Here is a 14,120-nt window from a genome sequence, read left to right on the forward strand (position 1 = left end):
CCCATCTAATGTGATAATACCCAGGTATCTTTCACGCCGCCGCCCTGCGAGGAATTTACGACCAAGGATCCTTCCGTCAGGGCCACCCGGGTCAATCCTCCCGGAATGACCCTGATGTCGCGGCCCGTCAAGACGAACGCCCTAAGGTCTATATGCCGCGGCGCCATGACTCCGTTCAGCATGACCGGGGCGCGGGAAAGCTTCATCGTCGTCTGCGCAATGTACCGGTCCGGATTCGCCCGGATCGCATCGGCGAATGCGGCAATTTCCTTCGGAGCCGCCAGAGGACCGATCAGCATGCCGTATCCGCCCGACAAAGACGTTTCTTTAACCACAAGCTGCTCCAGGTGATCAAGCGCATATTCCCGGTCTTCTTTGCGCGATAAAATATACGTCGGCACATTGTTCAGCACCGGCTCTTCGCCCAAATAATACCGGATCATGTCCGGAACGTACGCATAAATCGCCTTGTCGTCGGCGACGCCCGTACCCGGAGCGTTCGCAATAGCTATGTTGCCGGCACGGTATGCATTCATCAGGCCCGGAACGCCGAGTATCGAATCGGGATTGAAAGCGAGCGGGTCCAAATAATCGTCGTCGATCCGGCGGTATATGACGTCCACCTGACGAAGTCCGTGCAAATCTCGAATATAAATTTTATGGTCTCTATATACCAGGTCCCGTCCTTCCACCAGATGGATGCCCATCTGCTGCGCCAAAAACGTATGCTCGTAATAAGCGGAGTTGTAAGGTCCCGGCGTCAATAGGACGATCAGGGGATTGCGTTTGCCGGAAGGGGCCAAGCTTTTCAACGAGCTCAAGAAAATATTCAAGCTTTGTTCCACGTCCCGAACCGCGCATGAAAAGTATAAATCGTGAAACACTTCGCTCATCAGGGTTCTCCCTTTATACAGGTAAGAAAATCCTGAAGGCGAGCGCAGGTTGTCTTCCAATACAAAATAACGGCCGTTCTCATCACGAATCAGATCGATACCCGAGGTGGTCATGTATGCGTTCTGCGGAACGTCAAGTCCCATCATTTCGATACGAAAATATTTGTTGCTTAAGATCATGCGGCGCGGAATGATGCCGTCCTTGACAATATGCTGAGAATGATAGATGTCACGGGTAAATTCGTTTAACGCCCTCACCCGCTGCACAAGCCCTTTCTCCACCGTGTCCCATTCATGCCGGGGAATGACTCTGGGCACATAATCGAAGGGGATCGTTCTTTCAAGCGGGTTGTTCTGCTCCTTCGTGTACAGCGTGAACGTAATGCCTTCTTCCATCATTCGTTGATCGAGAGCTTTCTGGCGCGAAACGAGATCGTAAGTCTTCAAGCGCGACAAAACACGATATATCGGCTCGTAGTGGGGCCGTACCGTTGAATTGTTGTCAAACATTTCGTCATAAAAGGATTGAGAATCATAATGCTTGAGGAGCGGGGGTGATTTTTCGGCGCTCGACACGTCAACCGCCTCCTTTTGTTTGCAGGAAATAGAAGTAAATTATATGTAAGTTTAATGTTAATTAATATTACATAATTATCAATATACGTGACGGATATATGCTATATCATACTTTGAACTCGGATATTGTGTCAATTTATACTACACAAAATTAACATATTGAATTGGACTTTGGGCTCTTATTGGGGTGCTTCGGTTTTGATATACTTACCTTACCGGACACATCAAAATACGAAGGCAGGTAAAAACGTTGAAGCTTAACAAAATCCATCACACTGCAATCATCTGCTCCGATTACGGGATTTCGAAAGATTTTTATGTGAATAAGCTTGGACTGGCCGTCGTTAATGAAACGTACAGGGAAGAAAGGGATTCCTGGAAGCTGGATTTGGCGGTTGGCGGGGATTATCAAATCGAGCTCTTTTCGTTTCCGGGCGCTCCGGAGCGTCCGAGCTACCCTGAAGCGCGCGGATTGAGACACTTGGCGTTCGAAGTTGACGAAGTGCACGCGGCGGCGGCGGAGCTGCGGGGCAAAGGTGTACAAGTGGAGCCGGTTCGAACCGATCCGGTAACGGGGAAGAAGTTTACGTTCTTCTCGGATCCGGACGGCTTGCCGCTGGAATTGTACGAAAAATAAACATGCTCCAGATTCCCTAGCCTCTCCGAAAATATGACTCCATCTATACAACAAGATATATTAAGAGAAAATTGTTTCCAATTAATAATTATTTACTTGACACAATTTAGCTATCAAAATATACTAAGTTACGAAAAGTAACAATAAGTTGAGAAGAGAGGATGAGTTATATAGTGAGTAAGAAAGCGGAAGTTGGTTTGTTGATAGTGTGAATTGTGCTGGGCGTTACCTTTTTGATGCACGGGATCGTAAAATTCCAAAGCGGGATCGGCAATATCGCGGGTTGGTTCGAAAGTATCGGCTTGCCGGGCTTTCTCGCTTATGCTGTCGCCGTCATCGAGCTTGCCGGCGGCATCGCGTTGATCATCGGCCTCGGAACACGCATAGTTTCAGTATTAATTGCTTTGATAATGATAGGAGCTATATTGAAAGTAAAGCTTGCCGCCGGTTTTCTGGGCAGCCAGCAGGCGGCGGGGTACGAGCTGGATTTGATGCTGTTGGCGGTCTCGATTCTTCTGGCGCTAAGCGGGAGCAAATTATTCGCGTTGGATAAATTGTTTGTTTCCTCTAATAAAACGTCGGTAAAAATGTAACGCGTGAAACGGCATGCCGCACGCGGCGAAGCACTCCGGATTCGGGGTGTTTTTTTGTTGCTTACAAGGCACATAATTTTGCAATTCTGAAAAATAATAACGAAATGACCTACCTTGATCAGGAGGATTTGAGTATGGAGAAGAAAAGGTACTACGTTTCCGTTCAGGCAAGAACCATCATGCAAAATAAAGGCGACTCCGCTTACGAATTGGAAATCGAAGCCACGCCGGAGCAGGTGGAGTATCTGCACGAGCTGTTTCACGCAGTGGAGGAAGAAGATAACGATACGTACATCAGATTGCACAATCCCGCGACGGTTTATGCGGAGGACGACGTCCTCGAACCGTTCGACAAATATATGAAAGAGGTATATCAGATGCTTTACGATCTGGGCACGCAGGAGACGAAAAAGCACATCAAGTCGATGAATATATTGGATTCACTTTAGGGGGCGGCTGCCTTCGGGCATGGAGCAACAATAGTTTCAATTTTTGAAGTTAAACGGTCGATGGAGGCGAATAACTTCAAAAATTGAAATTGTTATGGCCGGTTTACCCGTTTGGAACAAAATAACTTCAAAATTTGAAATTAATTAGCCGAAACAACTTATTCTCCGGGTTCTTTCTGAACCGACTTCGCTTGAAGCACGGAGGTTCTTCGCAACACAATAAAACACATTCTTGCTCGCAGTCATTTTGCACCTCTGTATTACATGATTTCCTCTCAATATACCCTCATCTTGGGCTAAAAAACAACAATCGAACAGAATCAGACAAACCGCCGGCCGAATATACTGGTTAAAAATGGCGGTGGTAGCATGGAGTTTCTAAAAAGTTGGGATTGGAGCTTGATCTCGTTCGTCGGAACAAGCCTGCTCAACGAATACATGTCGCATCCGCTCCCCAGCATCCACTATTGGAACGGCGAAAGGGAATACCGGAACAAAATGCGCGAACGGCAAAACGGAGGCGAGTTTAAGAAGTAGGCTGGATGCATCCGGGCACATAATCGGCGCTGCCGCATAGGCTAATGTAACAAAGCGGCAGGAGGAATGCGCTATGGCGGCGGAGCCGACGAAATTTCCCGTATCGATCCAAACCGTTTCACACGTCGTTCCCAATGCGGAGATTTATTTTCCCAGAGTGTGGGGAATGCGGAACACGGGCGTGCAGGAACAAATCAACCGGACGATCGTCGGGCAGGTCAATGCGTTAATGGCGGAACAGAGGAAATATCAGGTGCCAGGCCAAACGACGATGACGGGGTACTATGAAATGAAGACAAACGAACGCGGAGTGTTGAGCCTGACTCAGAACAATTACGCATACACGCCGCCGATGGCGCACGGCATGACGCTGCTTAAATCGCTCACCTTCGATGTCCAAACCGGCAAAACCTACGCATTAAGCGAGTTGTTTCGTCCGGGAACCAATTACGCCGCGAGAATTTCAGACACCGTTCGCGCGCAAATCAAGGAAAGAGATATTCCGCTGCTGGGTGAATTCACGGGCATTTCTCCGGATCAAGATTACTATATCGCGGATAAAGCGTTGGTCGTATATTTCCAATTGTATGAGATCACCCCGTACGTATACGGGTTTCCGATGTTCCCGATATCCGTTTATTCGCTGCAGGATATTGTGGACGAGGAAGGTCCTCTGGGAAAAATGCTGCCCGGTCTGTAATTAACTATTGACGTCTTCTCTCCATCGGTGTTATCATCGTAAAAATTTAGCTAAATATTCGAATAGGAGGACAGAGGAGAGTGGCTCATTATTACTTGGAACCGTCACGTACGTTCAGCGAATTTCTATTGCTGCCGAATTTGACAACGAAGGACTGCACGCCGGACAATGTCAATCTAAGAACGCCGATCGTTAAATTCAATAAGGGCGAAGAGCCTGCGATTTCACTGAACATACCGTTCTCATCCGCGGTCATGCAAGCGGTGTCCGACCATAACATGGCGGTCGCTTTGGCGCGGTGCGGCGGTATTTCGTTTATTTTCGGTTCGCAGCCGGTGGAAGAACAAGCGTTGATGGTAAGCAAAGTGAAAGGGTATAAAGCGGGTTTTGTCGTCAGCCGCTCGAATCTTACTCCAAGTCATACGCTGAAAGACATTCTGGAATTGAAAGTGAAGACCGGGCATTCCACGGTGGCCGTCACGCATGACGGAACTCCGGGAGGCAAGCTGCTCGGCATCGTGACAAGCAGAGATTACCGGACGAGCCGCGATCCGTCGGACAAGCCGGTCAGTGAATTTATGACGCCGTTCTCTTCGCTTATTTACGGCCGGTCGGGGATTACGCTGCCGGAAGCCAATGACTTAATATGGGAGCACAAGTTGAACTGCCTCCCGATCGTGGACGAGCAGCAAAATCTCGAGTACTTGGTGTTCCGCAAAGACTACGACGCGCATAAAGAAAATCCGCTCGAGCTGCTCGATGCCAAAAAGAGCTATATCGTCGGCGCGGGCATCAACACGAAGGATTACAGGGACAGGGTTCCCGCCTTGGTGGACGCGGGAGCGGACGTTCTGGTCATCGACTCGTCCGACGGGTTCAGCGAATGGCAGCGCGAGACGATCCAATACGTGAAATCGAACTTCGACGTCAAGATCGGCGCGGGGAACGTCGTCGACCGCGAAGGCTTCATGTATTTGGTGGAGTCCGGAGCCGACTTCGTGAAAGTGGGCATCGGAGGCGGTTCCATCTGTATTACCCGGGAGCAAAAAGGGATCGGCAGAGGACAAGCGTCGGCAGTTATGGAAGTTGCGGAAGCAAGGGACGAATATTATAAAAAGACGGGCGTCTACGTGCCGATCTGCTCCGACGGCGGCATCGTGCACGATTACCACATCACGCTCGCGCTCGCCATGGGGGCTGATTTCGTCATGATGGGCCGGTATTTTGCCAGGTTTGACGAGAGTCCGACGAAGAAGCTTAAGCTCGGAAGCAACTTTGTGAAGGAGTTCTGGGGGGAAGGCTCCAATCGCGCCCGCAATTGGCAGCGGTACGATTCGGGAGGCAAGCAGAGTCTCGTGTTCGAGGAAGGGGTCGACTCCTACGTGCCGTATGCGGGAACCCTGCGGGAGAACCTCGACAAGACGATAAGCAAAATCAAATCCACGATGTGCAACTGCGGCGCGTTATCGATCGCGGAGCTGCAGAGCAAAGCGCGAATTACGGTCGTATCCGCTACCAGCCTTGTCGAAGGCGGGGCGCACGACGTTATATTGAAGGAAAGCACGTTGTCAGGGGAATAATACGAAATATTTAATCATAAAGCGGCTGCCTCGAAAGTCATCGAAGATGACTGAAGGCAGCTTTTTATTTGCGCTAAAACACTGAGGCATTGAACTTCCTTATGAACTGTACCGGTACAGATTGCGTTACTTACAGCCGGTTAGGAATGTTTCTCGGCATCTGTGCCGGTACAGTTATAGCGAAATATGTCGAATAATATGATTAAATTGAGATCTGTACCTGTACAGTTTGAAAGGGGAGTACAAAGTAACCGGTGGAAATCGGAGTAAAGCGGGAAATACATTCAAATATTCATTTGAACATTTAAGCCGGAAGCTGTATATTATATTCAAACGAATGTTAGAATGAATGGGGCGGTTTATGCATGGATCAAGATACTTGCGAGATATTTTGCTACGACGAGGCTAAGGTCAACCGGCTGAAGAAACAGCTTTGGGATGACAGCACGGAATATATGGCGAAGATTTTTAAGGCTTTGGCCGACGACACCCGCGCGAAAATCGCTTATTCGCTCTGTCTCGAAGAGGAGCTCTGCGTATGCGACGTTGCGAACGTGATCGGCACGACGGTGGCGAACGTCTCGCACCATCTGCGGTTGTTAAAAAACTTGGGATTAGCCAAGTATAGGAAGAGCGGGAAGCTCGTGTTCTATTCTCTTGACGATGAACACGTCAAGCAGCTCATTCTGCTTGCCATGGAGCACGGAAGCGAAGGCAAGCATGCGGAGGCGGCGCACGATGAGTGAAACTCAAACGTACCGGATTGAAGGGATGGATTGCGGTTCCTGCGCTTTGACGATCGAAAAGCATCTGCAAAATCATCCGGATGTTCGCAACGTCAGCGTGAACTTCTCCACCGGAAAGATGAGAATCGAACATGCGGGCAGCGTGCAAGATATTGTGAAAGAAGTCGGCAAAGCGGGGTACAAAGCATCTTTATTATCCGGAGCAACGGGCAAGCGGGTGGCGGCGGAACCCCGTCCCGGATATTATTTGCTCGTCTTATCCGGGGTGTTCCTCGTTCTCGGCATGATAGGCGGTTATTCGGGGATGGCGGGACATTTTACAAATTCGTTGTACGCTTTGTCCGTCTTCATCGGGGGATATAGACCGGCCAAAAGCGCGTTCTACGCGATTCGAAGCCGGACGCTGGATATGAACGTGCTGATGACCGCGGCTGTAATCGGCGCAGCCGCCATCGGGGAATGGCTCGAAGGAGCGGCGGTCGTCTGGCTGTTTGCGCTGGGGAATGTGCTGCAGGGCAGATCCATCGAACGCACGCGCAGCTCCATCCGCCGGCTGCTCGACCTGGCTCCGCCCGAAGCGTGGGTGAAGAAGGGGGAGGAGCTCGTCCGCAAACCTGTGGAGGATGTTGCTGTCGGCGCAACGATCGTCGTAAGGCCGGGCGATAAAGTTCCGCTCGACGGCACAGTCGTTCAAGGCGAATCGAGCGTAAACCAGGCTCCCATTACCGGGGAATCGATACCCGTCGACAAGAAGGCCGGGGATCCTGTGTTTGCGGGGACGTTGAACGGGCACGGCTCGCTCGAAATTAGAGTGACCAAGCATGCGGAAGAGACGACGATCTCCAAGATCATACATTTGGTGGAGGAAGCGCAAGAACAGAAAGCGCCAGCGCAAGCGTTCGTCGACAAGTTCGCCAGGGTGTATACTCCAATTGTGTTTGCGGCAGGGCTGCTCGTCATGCTCCTGCCCCCGGTTGCGGGATTCGGGACATGGGGGGAATGGTTTTACAAAGGATTGCAGCTTCTGGTCGTTGCATGTCCTTGCGCATTGGTGATTTCTACGCCGGTGGCGGTCGTTTCGGCGATCGGCAATGCCGCCAAGCACGGGGTATTGATTAAAGGCGGCGCTTTTCTCGAAACGGCCGGCAAGCTTCAAGCCGTCGCATTCGACAAGACGGGTACGTTGACCGAAGGGAAGCCGAAAGTGTCCCGCGTCGTTCCTTTGGCGGCGGCGGAAGAAGAAGTTATCTCTATGGCCCGCGCATTGGAGGAGCAGTCCGCTCACCCGATCGCTCAGGCAGTTGTGGAGTATGCGAAGAATAACGATGTCGCTCCCAAAGAAGCAAGATTGCGGAGAAGCTTGGTCGGTATGGGGGTTCAAGCGGAAATCGAAGGCGAGCAAGTTTTTGCCGGCAATTTCAGATTGTTTCAGACGATGGGCGCTGCAATGGATGAGAAGCTGCTGTCGGAGCTGCAAAAGATGAATAACGAGGGAAATACGGTTGTTCTGGTAGGCACGAAGGAAAAGCTGTTCGGCTTGATTGCCGTTGCCGACGCTTTAAGAGAGACGGCGAATCAAACGGTGAACGGTCTGAAGCAAGCCGGGATCTCCGACATCGTCATGCTGACGGGCGACAACTTGGGTACGGCGAAGAAGATCGCAGCCGAAGCCGGAATCACCCGCTATATTGCGGAGCTGATGCCCGAAGACAAGGTGAAAGCGGTCAAACAAATCCAAGAGGAGCGGAAGCTTGTCGCCATGGTCGGCGACGGGGTGAACGATGCGCCCGCGCTCGCAACGGCCGATTTGGGAATCGCGATGGGCGGCGCCGGAACGGATACCGCGATGGAAACCGCCGACGTCGTGTTTATGGCCGATCATATTGAACGGCTGCCCTATACGGTTGCTCTCAGCCGGAAGGCTCTCCGCATTATCAAGCAAAACATTTGGTTTTCGCTCGTTGTGAAATTTGCGGCGCTCGCGTTCATTTTTCCGGGCTGGTTGAGTTTGTGGATTGCCGTGCTTAGCGATACGGGGGCGGCGTTGCTTGTGATTCTTAACAGCATGAGGTTGATGAAAATAAACAAAATGGAGTGAGTCAACGCTATGATGCGACCGCTTTTCTTGTCCCACGGCTCTCCGATGATCGCCGTCGAACAAACCGGGTATACGAGTTTTTTACGCGAGTACGGCCGGACGTTGAAACCGAAAGCCGTCGTAATGTTTACGGCCCATTGGGAGAGCGACGTTCTTACTGTGTCATCGACCGACGGGGAATATAAGACGATTTACGACTTCGGCGGCTTCCCTCCGGAGCTTTACCGGGTGAAATACCCGGCGAAAGGCTCCGTCGAAGCCGCATCCGAACTGGCGAATATGCTGGAAAGCGGCGGAATCCCGGTAAGGAAGGACACTTCCAGAGGTTTGGACCACGGAGTATGGACGCTGCTGGTTCATCTGTTCCCCGACGCCGATATCCCGGTTGTTCAAGCGTCGGTCAACCCGTTCCTGCCGATGGAAGAACAATACGGCATCGGGCAAGCTGTGCGAAGTTTGGGTGAACAGGGAGTCTTGGTGATCGGAAGCGGCGCCACCGTGCACAATTTCCGGACGATGAATATGAGCGCGACGGAAGCGGATCCGCGGGCTGTTGAATTCGACGATTGGCTGATCGAGCATATGCGGAGCAACGACTTGGAGTCGCTGTTTCATGTTATGGAGAAAGCGCCGCATGCGAGTATGGCGGTTCCGAGGGCGGAGCATTTCGTTCCTCTGTATATTGCCATGGGAAGCGGGAAGGCGGAGGACGTTAAGGTGCTCCACCAATCGTACGAGTTCGGTTCTTTAAGTTATTTGGCGCTGCAATTTTAGGCTCGGGCGCCGGGCGAAAATATAATTTTTCCAATGTATTATCGTTAACTGTCAGGATAATTAAACTTCAATTAGCCTGACAATATAAGTGATTGAATATCCCTAATTCGGAACGGCCAATCTTTGTCCACCTTAAACGGGGAAGGCAGGTGGAAAGGTCGGAGCTAGCCCAGCTCGCTCCCGGTTGTCCGGCTTTACATTGCAGGCTTCGTGGTTTGTCTGTGCCATGGGGTCGAATCACCAAATTGGCACCTAATCCGCCACCCACTTAAACCCCAAGCGACGAGGAGAAAACCTCTTCTGCTCCCGAGATGGCGGGGCTTTTTGAGTGCGTTGACCGATCCAATGAATGGCAAAAATTGTAGCGCTTCATACCGGAATGCCATGGTTAAATTTGTATATTGGAGTTTTTCATTTTAACTAATATTCCGGCTCTATGTATATGCGCAAAATGGAGTGCTGAACCGTATTCGGCTCGCACTCCATTTTTTTCGATAGATGCTCTTCTTACGCTTGTTTGTATTTATTCACCCTTCTTACCAAAGTTGCTTTCCATGCTTCCGCGAGCTCCGGTATTTCCATAAGCTCTTGTACGGCCGAATCGTTGCCCAGATCCCTAAAGAGTACTTCATTCGCTGCTTCAATCGTTACTTGTTTTGGATGCTTCTCCAACAACTCGATTTCGGAATCCCGGCGCACCCATCCTTCTTCTAGGACACGGAAGAAGAAACCTGTATAGCCTGTCTCGATGATCTTTGACAGCAGCGGGTCGTACTCGTTTCTTCTGGAGATCGTGTAGCACGGGTCCCGGCCTTGCGATACTTGCAGGACGGCATCCCCGATTTTGTATATGTCCCCGATGCAGACGTCCTTCTCCAACATTCCGGCGGCCGTCAAGTTTTCTCCGAAAGCCCCGGGAGGAAGCTGCCTGCCGCACACGTTTGCCCAATAACCGTAATGCTCTGAGGAGTACACGCAGAGCACGCGCTCCGGGCCACCGTGAAACTTGGGATTGGCCACGCCATCTCCCGCAATGCCCTCTTTCGCCAAATATATCTCGGACACGGGATCTTTCCATATGCCTGAAACGAAGCTCCCGCTTTCATTAGTAATTTTCCTTGGCAAACCTATGTACAATCCTTCAATGGCAGGTTTCATCCGTCGTCTCTCCTCCATATACACAACTAATGAAAATTATGCCTCATTGCCGGAACGGTTACAATGCTTATTCGCGTCCTTCGTCGGCGTTGTCGGAAATATCGTTAACCGGTTAGGGGATTTAGAGGTACTTATTTGCTGCTGACATAGCCAGTTATTGATAGCATAAGGGCTTATCGAGTACTTATTTCACCGGCTGTCATTGATTTTGGCCACAAATCCGGAAAAATAAGCACCGCATAATCCCTTATCACATTTACACGTTTGCCCGGACCCAACATATAAGTACTCGAAAATGCCTTATACCATAATTCGTGAAATGTAAGGGGAGAAATGTCCGATTGTAAATGTAGAAGAAAACTCTTGACGGAACCTTTGGAAGCGCTTAATATAAAGGAAAACGATTACGTAAACGATTAAATGAGGCAGAAACCTATGAGAAGCATTAAAGATGTGGCGAAGAAAGCGAATGTGTCGACCGCTACCGTCTCCCATGTGATTAACAATACCCGATTCGTTGCCGAAGAGACGAAGGCTAGAGTATTCCAGGCGATGAAAGAACTCAATTACCGGCCCAACTCGGTAGCAAGAAGCCTGCGGAGCAGAAGATCGAATATCATCGGCTTGCTCGTCCCGATTATGCCGCACGATACGTCCAACTTCTTCTTCATGTCGGTCGCTCAAGGCATTGAAGAGGTGCTGAAGGAAAGCGGATACAATTTGATTCTTAGCAACTCAAGAGAGGACATTACGACCGAGCAGGACCAAATCAGAGTGTTCAATTCACAGCTTATCGACGGCTTGATTATGGCCCCTACATTCGAGGACCATTCTTATTTGCACGAAGTGATCGACGGGGATTACCCGGTTGTGTTCATCGACCGGAAGCCGAAGGATTTCCAAGGAGATTGCGTATTGACCGACGGCGAGAAGGGCACTTACGACGCAGTCGTTCATCTGATCAGATCCGGACACCGCCGTATCGGCTTCATTACCGGTTCTCTTGGCTTGACGACGAGCGACGAAAGATTGGCCGGGTACAAGAAAGCGTTAAGCGATCACGGAATACAGATAGACGAAAATTTCATCAAGGTGGCGGCATCCAGTTATTCCAGCTTCGAGAGCGGATACATTTTAGCGGAAAATTTGGTTACGGAACAACGCACTACGGCGCTTTTTGTAGCGAATAACGTGATGACGATGGGGGCGCTTCATTATTTGCAGCAGAAAAAAATTCGCATCCCCGGCGAAATTTCGATTATCGGATTCGACGACTACGAGTGGGCGAAAATCACCCAGCCTCCGTTATCGATGGTGCAGCAGCCGTCGTTCGAGCTGGGCAAGACGGCGGCTAATATGCTGCTAAAGAGAATCGAGCAGCCGGGCATCCACCATGGAGAGATCCGCTTGCCGACCAAAGTGGTCTTGCGAGATTCCTGCTAATTTTTTTTAACGGTTACGTAATCGTTTACGCAAACGTTTGCGAAACAAACTTCTGTGGAGGGGATCGCATGAAAACATGGGTGAGGATGAAGCAAAATTACGAATTGTACATATTTATGCTTCCCGCAGTGATTGTTTATTTGGTTTTCAAATATTACCCGATGTACGGCGTGCAGATCGCTTTTAAAGATTTCAACGCCGGCAAAGGGATTTGGGGCAGCGAATGGGTCGGCTTCGAGCATTTCATCCGGTTTTTCGAATCGTACAATTTCTGGTCCATTATGGAAAACACGCTGTCATTAAGCGTTCTGTCGCTTGTGTTCGGCTTCCCGATGCCGATCTTCGTCGCGTTGATGCTGAATCAGATGTTGGCCAAGCGCTACAAGAAGTTCGTCCAGACCGTCATTTACGCGCCGCATTTTATATCCACCGTCGTTCTTGTGGGCATGCTTCATGTGTTCTTGTCACCCAACAGCGGCATCGTAAACCACATGATCGCCTTCTTCGGAGGCGAACCGGTCCTCTTCATGTCGGATGAAGATTGGTTCAGACCGTTGTATGTGCTGTCCGGCATTTGGCAAGAGACCGGTTTTGCCGCCATCATCTATCTCGCCGCGCTGGCCGGCGTCAATCCCGAGCTGCACGAAGCGGCCGTAATGGACGGGGCAAGCAAGTGGAAACGGGTGCTGCATGTCGATATTCCCGGCATTTTGCCGACCATTATCATTCTTCTCGTCCTGGCACTGGGAAACATTATGAGCGTCGGGTTTGAGAAGGCTTTCCTGATGCAAAGCGACCTCAACTATGCGACATCGAACATCATACCTACTTACGTGTATGAGCAAGGCATTCAGAAGGCGCAATACAGCTTCTCCGCGGCGGTCGGGTTGTTTAACTCCGTGATCAATGTCGTTTTGTTGGTTGCGGTGAACCGTATCGCCAAGAGGTTGACGGAAACGAGCTTATGGTAGGAGGACCGGCTATGAAAACAGTGATGTTGCATCGAAAAACCAAAGGAGATCTAATATTTGACGCTATCAATTACTCCTTGCTGACGGCCGGCATGCTGCTTATCCTGTACCCGCTGTACTTCGTTGTGATCGCGTCAATCAGCGACCCGAACCGGATTTACTCGGGCGAAGTGTGGCTGTATCCGCTAGGGGTTACGTTCGACGGTTATCAGCGCATCTTTAACGACGGCACGATCTGGATCGGATACGGCAATTCGCTGCTGTATGCCGCCGTCGGCACCGCGGTCAGCGTTGCGTTGACGCTGTTAGCCGCTTACCCGTTGTCGAGGAAAGACTTCGTCGGAAGAAACATATTTATGTGGTTTTTCATGTTCACCATGTTCTTCAACGGGGGATTGATTCCGACATACTTGTTGATTAAAGACCTCGGCATGATCAATACGATTTGGGCGCTTGTCATTCCGGGCGCGGCGGGCGTGTTCAACATCATTATCGTGCGGACGTTCTATCAGAGCGCGATTCCCGACGAAATGCGGGAGGCCGCTTTCATTGACGGTTGTTCGAACACGAAATTTTTCTTGATGATTGTGCTTCCGTTATCCAAACCGATTATCGCCGTTATGGTATTGTTTCATGTCGTCGGATTTTGGAACGGGTTTTTCGACGCGTTGATTTATCTCAATGAAGAATCCAAGTATCCGCTGCAATTGGTGCTCAGAAATATACTCGTGCAAAACCAAGTCAGCTCCAACATGATGATCGACGTCGATTCTTACGCGGCCAAGCTTAAGGTGACCGAATTGATCAAATACGGCGTCATCATCGTTGCCAGCCTGCCGCTGCTCATTCTATATCCGTTCCTTCAGCGGTATTTCGTGAAAGGCGTCATGATCGGCTCTATTAAAGGTTAGCGGTTCTCTTCGCGGTAATCCCCCGGGCAAGGCCTCTCGGGTGATTATATACAA

Annotated in this window: 14 protein-coding genes; 12 read left to right on the forward strand and 2 right to left on the reverse strand. The window is 50.4% G+C overall.

Going from position 1 to position 14,120, the window contains the following annotated elements; genetic code table 11:
• Positions 1 to 5: 5 nt before the first annotated feature.
• Positions 6 to 1,403: a circularly permuted type 2 ATP-grasp protein gene (locus JET16_RS07625; protein ID WP_199615387.1), complete on the reverse strand. Its 1,398-nt coding sequence runs from the start codon at positions 1,401 to 1,403 to the stop codon at positions 6 to 8.
• 316 nt (positions 1,404 to 1,719) lie between these two features.
• Here JET16_RS07625 and gloA2 point away from each other — a divergent pair, with 316 nt between their 5' ends.
• The 9 genes from gloA2 (at position 1,720) to JET16_RS07670 (ending at position 9,583) form a co-directional block, all read left to right on the forward strand.
• Complete coding sequence (gene gloA2 / locus JET16_RS07630; protein ID WP_199615213.1) at positions 1,720 to 2,106, forward strand: SMU1112c/YaeR family gloxylase I-like metalloprotein; 387 nt, start codon at positions 1,720 to 1,722, stop codon at positions 2,104 to 2,106.
• Between the two features lie 212 nt (positions 2,107 to 2,318).
• Positions 2,319 to 2,699, forward strand: coding sequence for a DoxX family protein (locus tag JET16_RS07635; RefSeq protein WP_325176644.1), 381 nt, complete (start codon positions 2,319 to 2,321; stop codon positions 2,697 to 2,699).
• 134 nt (positions 2,700 to 2,833) lie between these two features.
• Positions 2,834 to 3,148: a hypothetical protein gene (locus JET16_RS07640; RefSeq protein ID WP_199615214.1), complete on the forward strand. Its 315-nt coding sequence runs from the start codon at positions 2,834 to 2,836 to the stop codon at positions 3,146 to 3,148.
• A 369-nt stretch (positions 3,149 to 3,517) separates the two neighbouring features.
• Positions 3,518 to 3,685 (forward strand): hypothetical protein, encoded by a 168-nt coding sequence (locus tag JET16_RS07645; protein ID WP_199615215.1) that lies wholly within the window; start codon positions 3,518 to 3,520, stop codon positions 3,683 to 3,685.
• A 73-nt stretch (positions 3,686 to 3,758) separates the two neighbouring features.
• Complete coding sequence (locus JET16_RS07650; protein ID WP_199615216.1) at positions 3,759 to 4,385, forward strand: DUF3298 and DUF4163 domain-containing protein; 627 nt, start codon at positions 3,759 to 3,761, stop codon at positions 4,383 to 4,385.
• 80 nt (positions 4,386 to 4,465) lie between these two features.
• Positions 4,466 to 5,965, forward strand: coding sequence for an IMP dehydrogenase (locus JET16_RS07655; protein ID WP_199615217.1), 1,500 nt, complete (start codon positions 4,466 to 4,468; stop codon positions 5,963 to 5,965).
• Between the two features lie 365 nt (positions 5,966 to 6,330).
• A complete protein-coding gene (locus JET16_RS07660; protein ID WP_199615218.1) occupies positions 6,331 to 6,711 on the forward strand; it encodes an ArsR/SmtB family transcription factor in 381 nt (126 codons plus the stop codon).
• Positions 6,629 to 8,809: a heavy metal translocating P-type ATPase gene (locus tag JET16_RS07665; protein ID WP_199615388.1), complete on the forward strand. Its 2,181-nt coding sequence runs from the start codon at positions 6,629 to 6,631 to the stop codon at positions 8,807 to 8,809. Before JET16_RS07660 ends, JET16_RS07665 begins: the two co-directional genes overlap by 83 nt.
• Before the next feature lie 9 nt (positions 8,810 to 8,818).
• On the forward strand, positions 8,819 to 9,583 hold the full coding sequence (locus tag JET16_RS07670) for a DODA-type extradiol aromatic ring-opening family dioxygenase (RefSeq protein ID WP_199615219.1): 765 nt from the start codon (positions 8,819 to 8,821) through the stop codon (positions 9,581 to 9,583).
• Positions 9,584 to 10,090: 507 nt separating this feature from the next.
• Here the strand turns inward: JET16_RS07670 and JET16_RS07675 are convergent.
• Positions 10,091 to 10,741 carry an MOSC domain-containing protein gene (locus JET16_RS07675; RefSeq protein ID WP_233531220.1) on the reverse strand — a complete coding sequence of 217 codons (651 nt, stop codon included), beginning with the start codon at positions 10,739 to 10,741 and terminating at the stop codon, positions 10,091 to 10,093.
• 435 nt (positions 10,742 to 11,176) lie between these two features.
• Here JET16_RS07675 and JET16_RS07680 point away from each other — a divergent pair, with 435 nt between their 5' ends.
• The 3 genes from JET16_RS07680 to JET16_RS07690 all read left to right on the forward strand — a co-directional run bounded on the left by JET16_RS07680 (position 11,177) and on the right by JET16_RS07690 (position 14,066).
• Complete coding sequence (locus JET16_RS07680) at positions 11,177 to 12,184, forward strand: LacI family DNA-binding transcriptional regulator (RefSeq protein WP_233531221.1); 1,008 nt, start codon at positions 11,177 to 11,179, stop codon at positions 12,182 to 12,184.
• Positions 12,185 to 12,252: 68 nt separating this feature from the next.
• Positions 12,253 to 13,155 (forward strand): ABC transporter permease, encoded by a 903-nt coding sequence (locus JET16_RS07685; RefSeq protein WP_199615221.1) that lies wholly within the window; start codon positions 12,253 to 12,255, stop codon positions 13,153 to 13,155.
• Positions 13,156 to 13,166: 11 nt separating this feature from the next.
• Positions 13,167 to 14,066, forward strand: coding sequence for a carbohydrate ABC transporter permease (locus JET16_RS07690; RefSeq protein WP_233531224.1), 900 nt, complete (start codon positions 13,167 to 13,169; stop codon positions 14,064 to 14,066).
• The last annotated feature ends 54 nt before the right edge of the window (positions 14,067 to 14,120 follow it).

This window comes from Paenibacillus alkalitolerans, from assembly GCF_016482785.1.
In the GTDB taxonomy this organism is placed as follows: Bacteria; Bacillota; Bacilli; order Paenibacillales; family YIM-B00363; genus Paenibacillus_AE; species Paenibacillus_AE alkalitolerans.

Bases quoted from the DNA above. Each gene is read 5' to 3' on its own strand.
- JET16_RS07650 (WP_199615216.1), top strand. From the start codon at position 3,759: ATGGCGGCGGAGCCGACGAAATTTCCCGTATCGATCCAAACCGTTTCA.
- JET16_RS07625 (WP_199615387.1), bottom strand. From the start codon at position 1,403: ATGTTTGACAACAATTCAACGGTACGGCCCCACTACGAGCCGATATAT.
- JET16_RS07665 (WP_199615388.1), top strand. From the start codon at position 6,629: ATGAACACGTCAAGCAGCTCATTCTGCTTGCCATGGAGCACGGAAGCG.
- JET16_RS07640 (WP_199615214.1), top strand. From the start codon at position 2,834: ATGGAGAAGAAAAGGTACTACGTTTCCGTTCAGGCAAGAACCATCATG.
- JET16_RS07680 (WP_233531221.1), top strand. From the start codon at position 11,177: ATGAGAAGCATTAAAGATGTGGCGAAGAAAGCGAATGTGTCGACCGCT.
- JET16_RS07670 (WP_199615219.1), top strand. From the start codon at position 8,819: ATGATGCGACCGCTTTTCTTGTCCCACGGCTCTCCGATGATCGCCGTC.
- JET16_RS07675 (WP_233531220.1), bottom strand. From the start codon at position 10,741: ATGAAACCTGCCATTGAAGGATTGTACATAGGTTTGCCAAGGAAAATT.
- JET16_RS07690 (WP_233531224.1), top strand. From the start codon at position 13,167: ATGAAAACAGTGATGTTGCATCGAAAAACCAAAGGAGATCTAATATTT.
- JET16_RS07645 (WP_199615215.1), top strand. From the start codon at position 3,518: ATGGAGTTTCTAAAAAGTTGGGATTGGAGCTTGATCTCGTTCGTCGGA.
- JET16_RS07660 (WP_199615218.1), top strand. From the start codon at position 6,331: ATGGATCAAGATACTTGCGAGATATTTTGCTACGACGAGGCTAAGGTC.
- JET16_RS07685 (WP_199615221.1), top strand. From the start codon at position 12,253: ATGAAAACATGGGTGAGGATGAAGCAAAATTACGAATTGTACATATTT.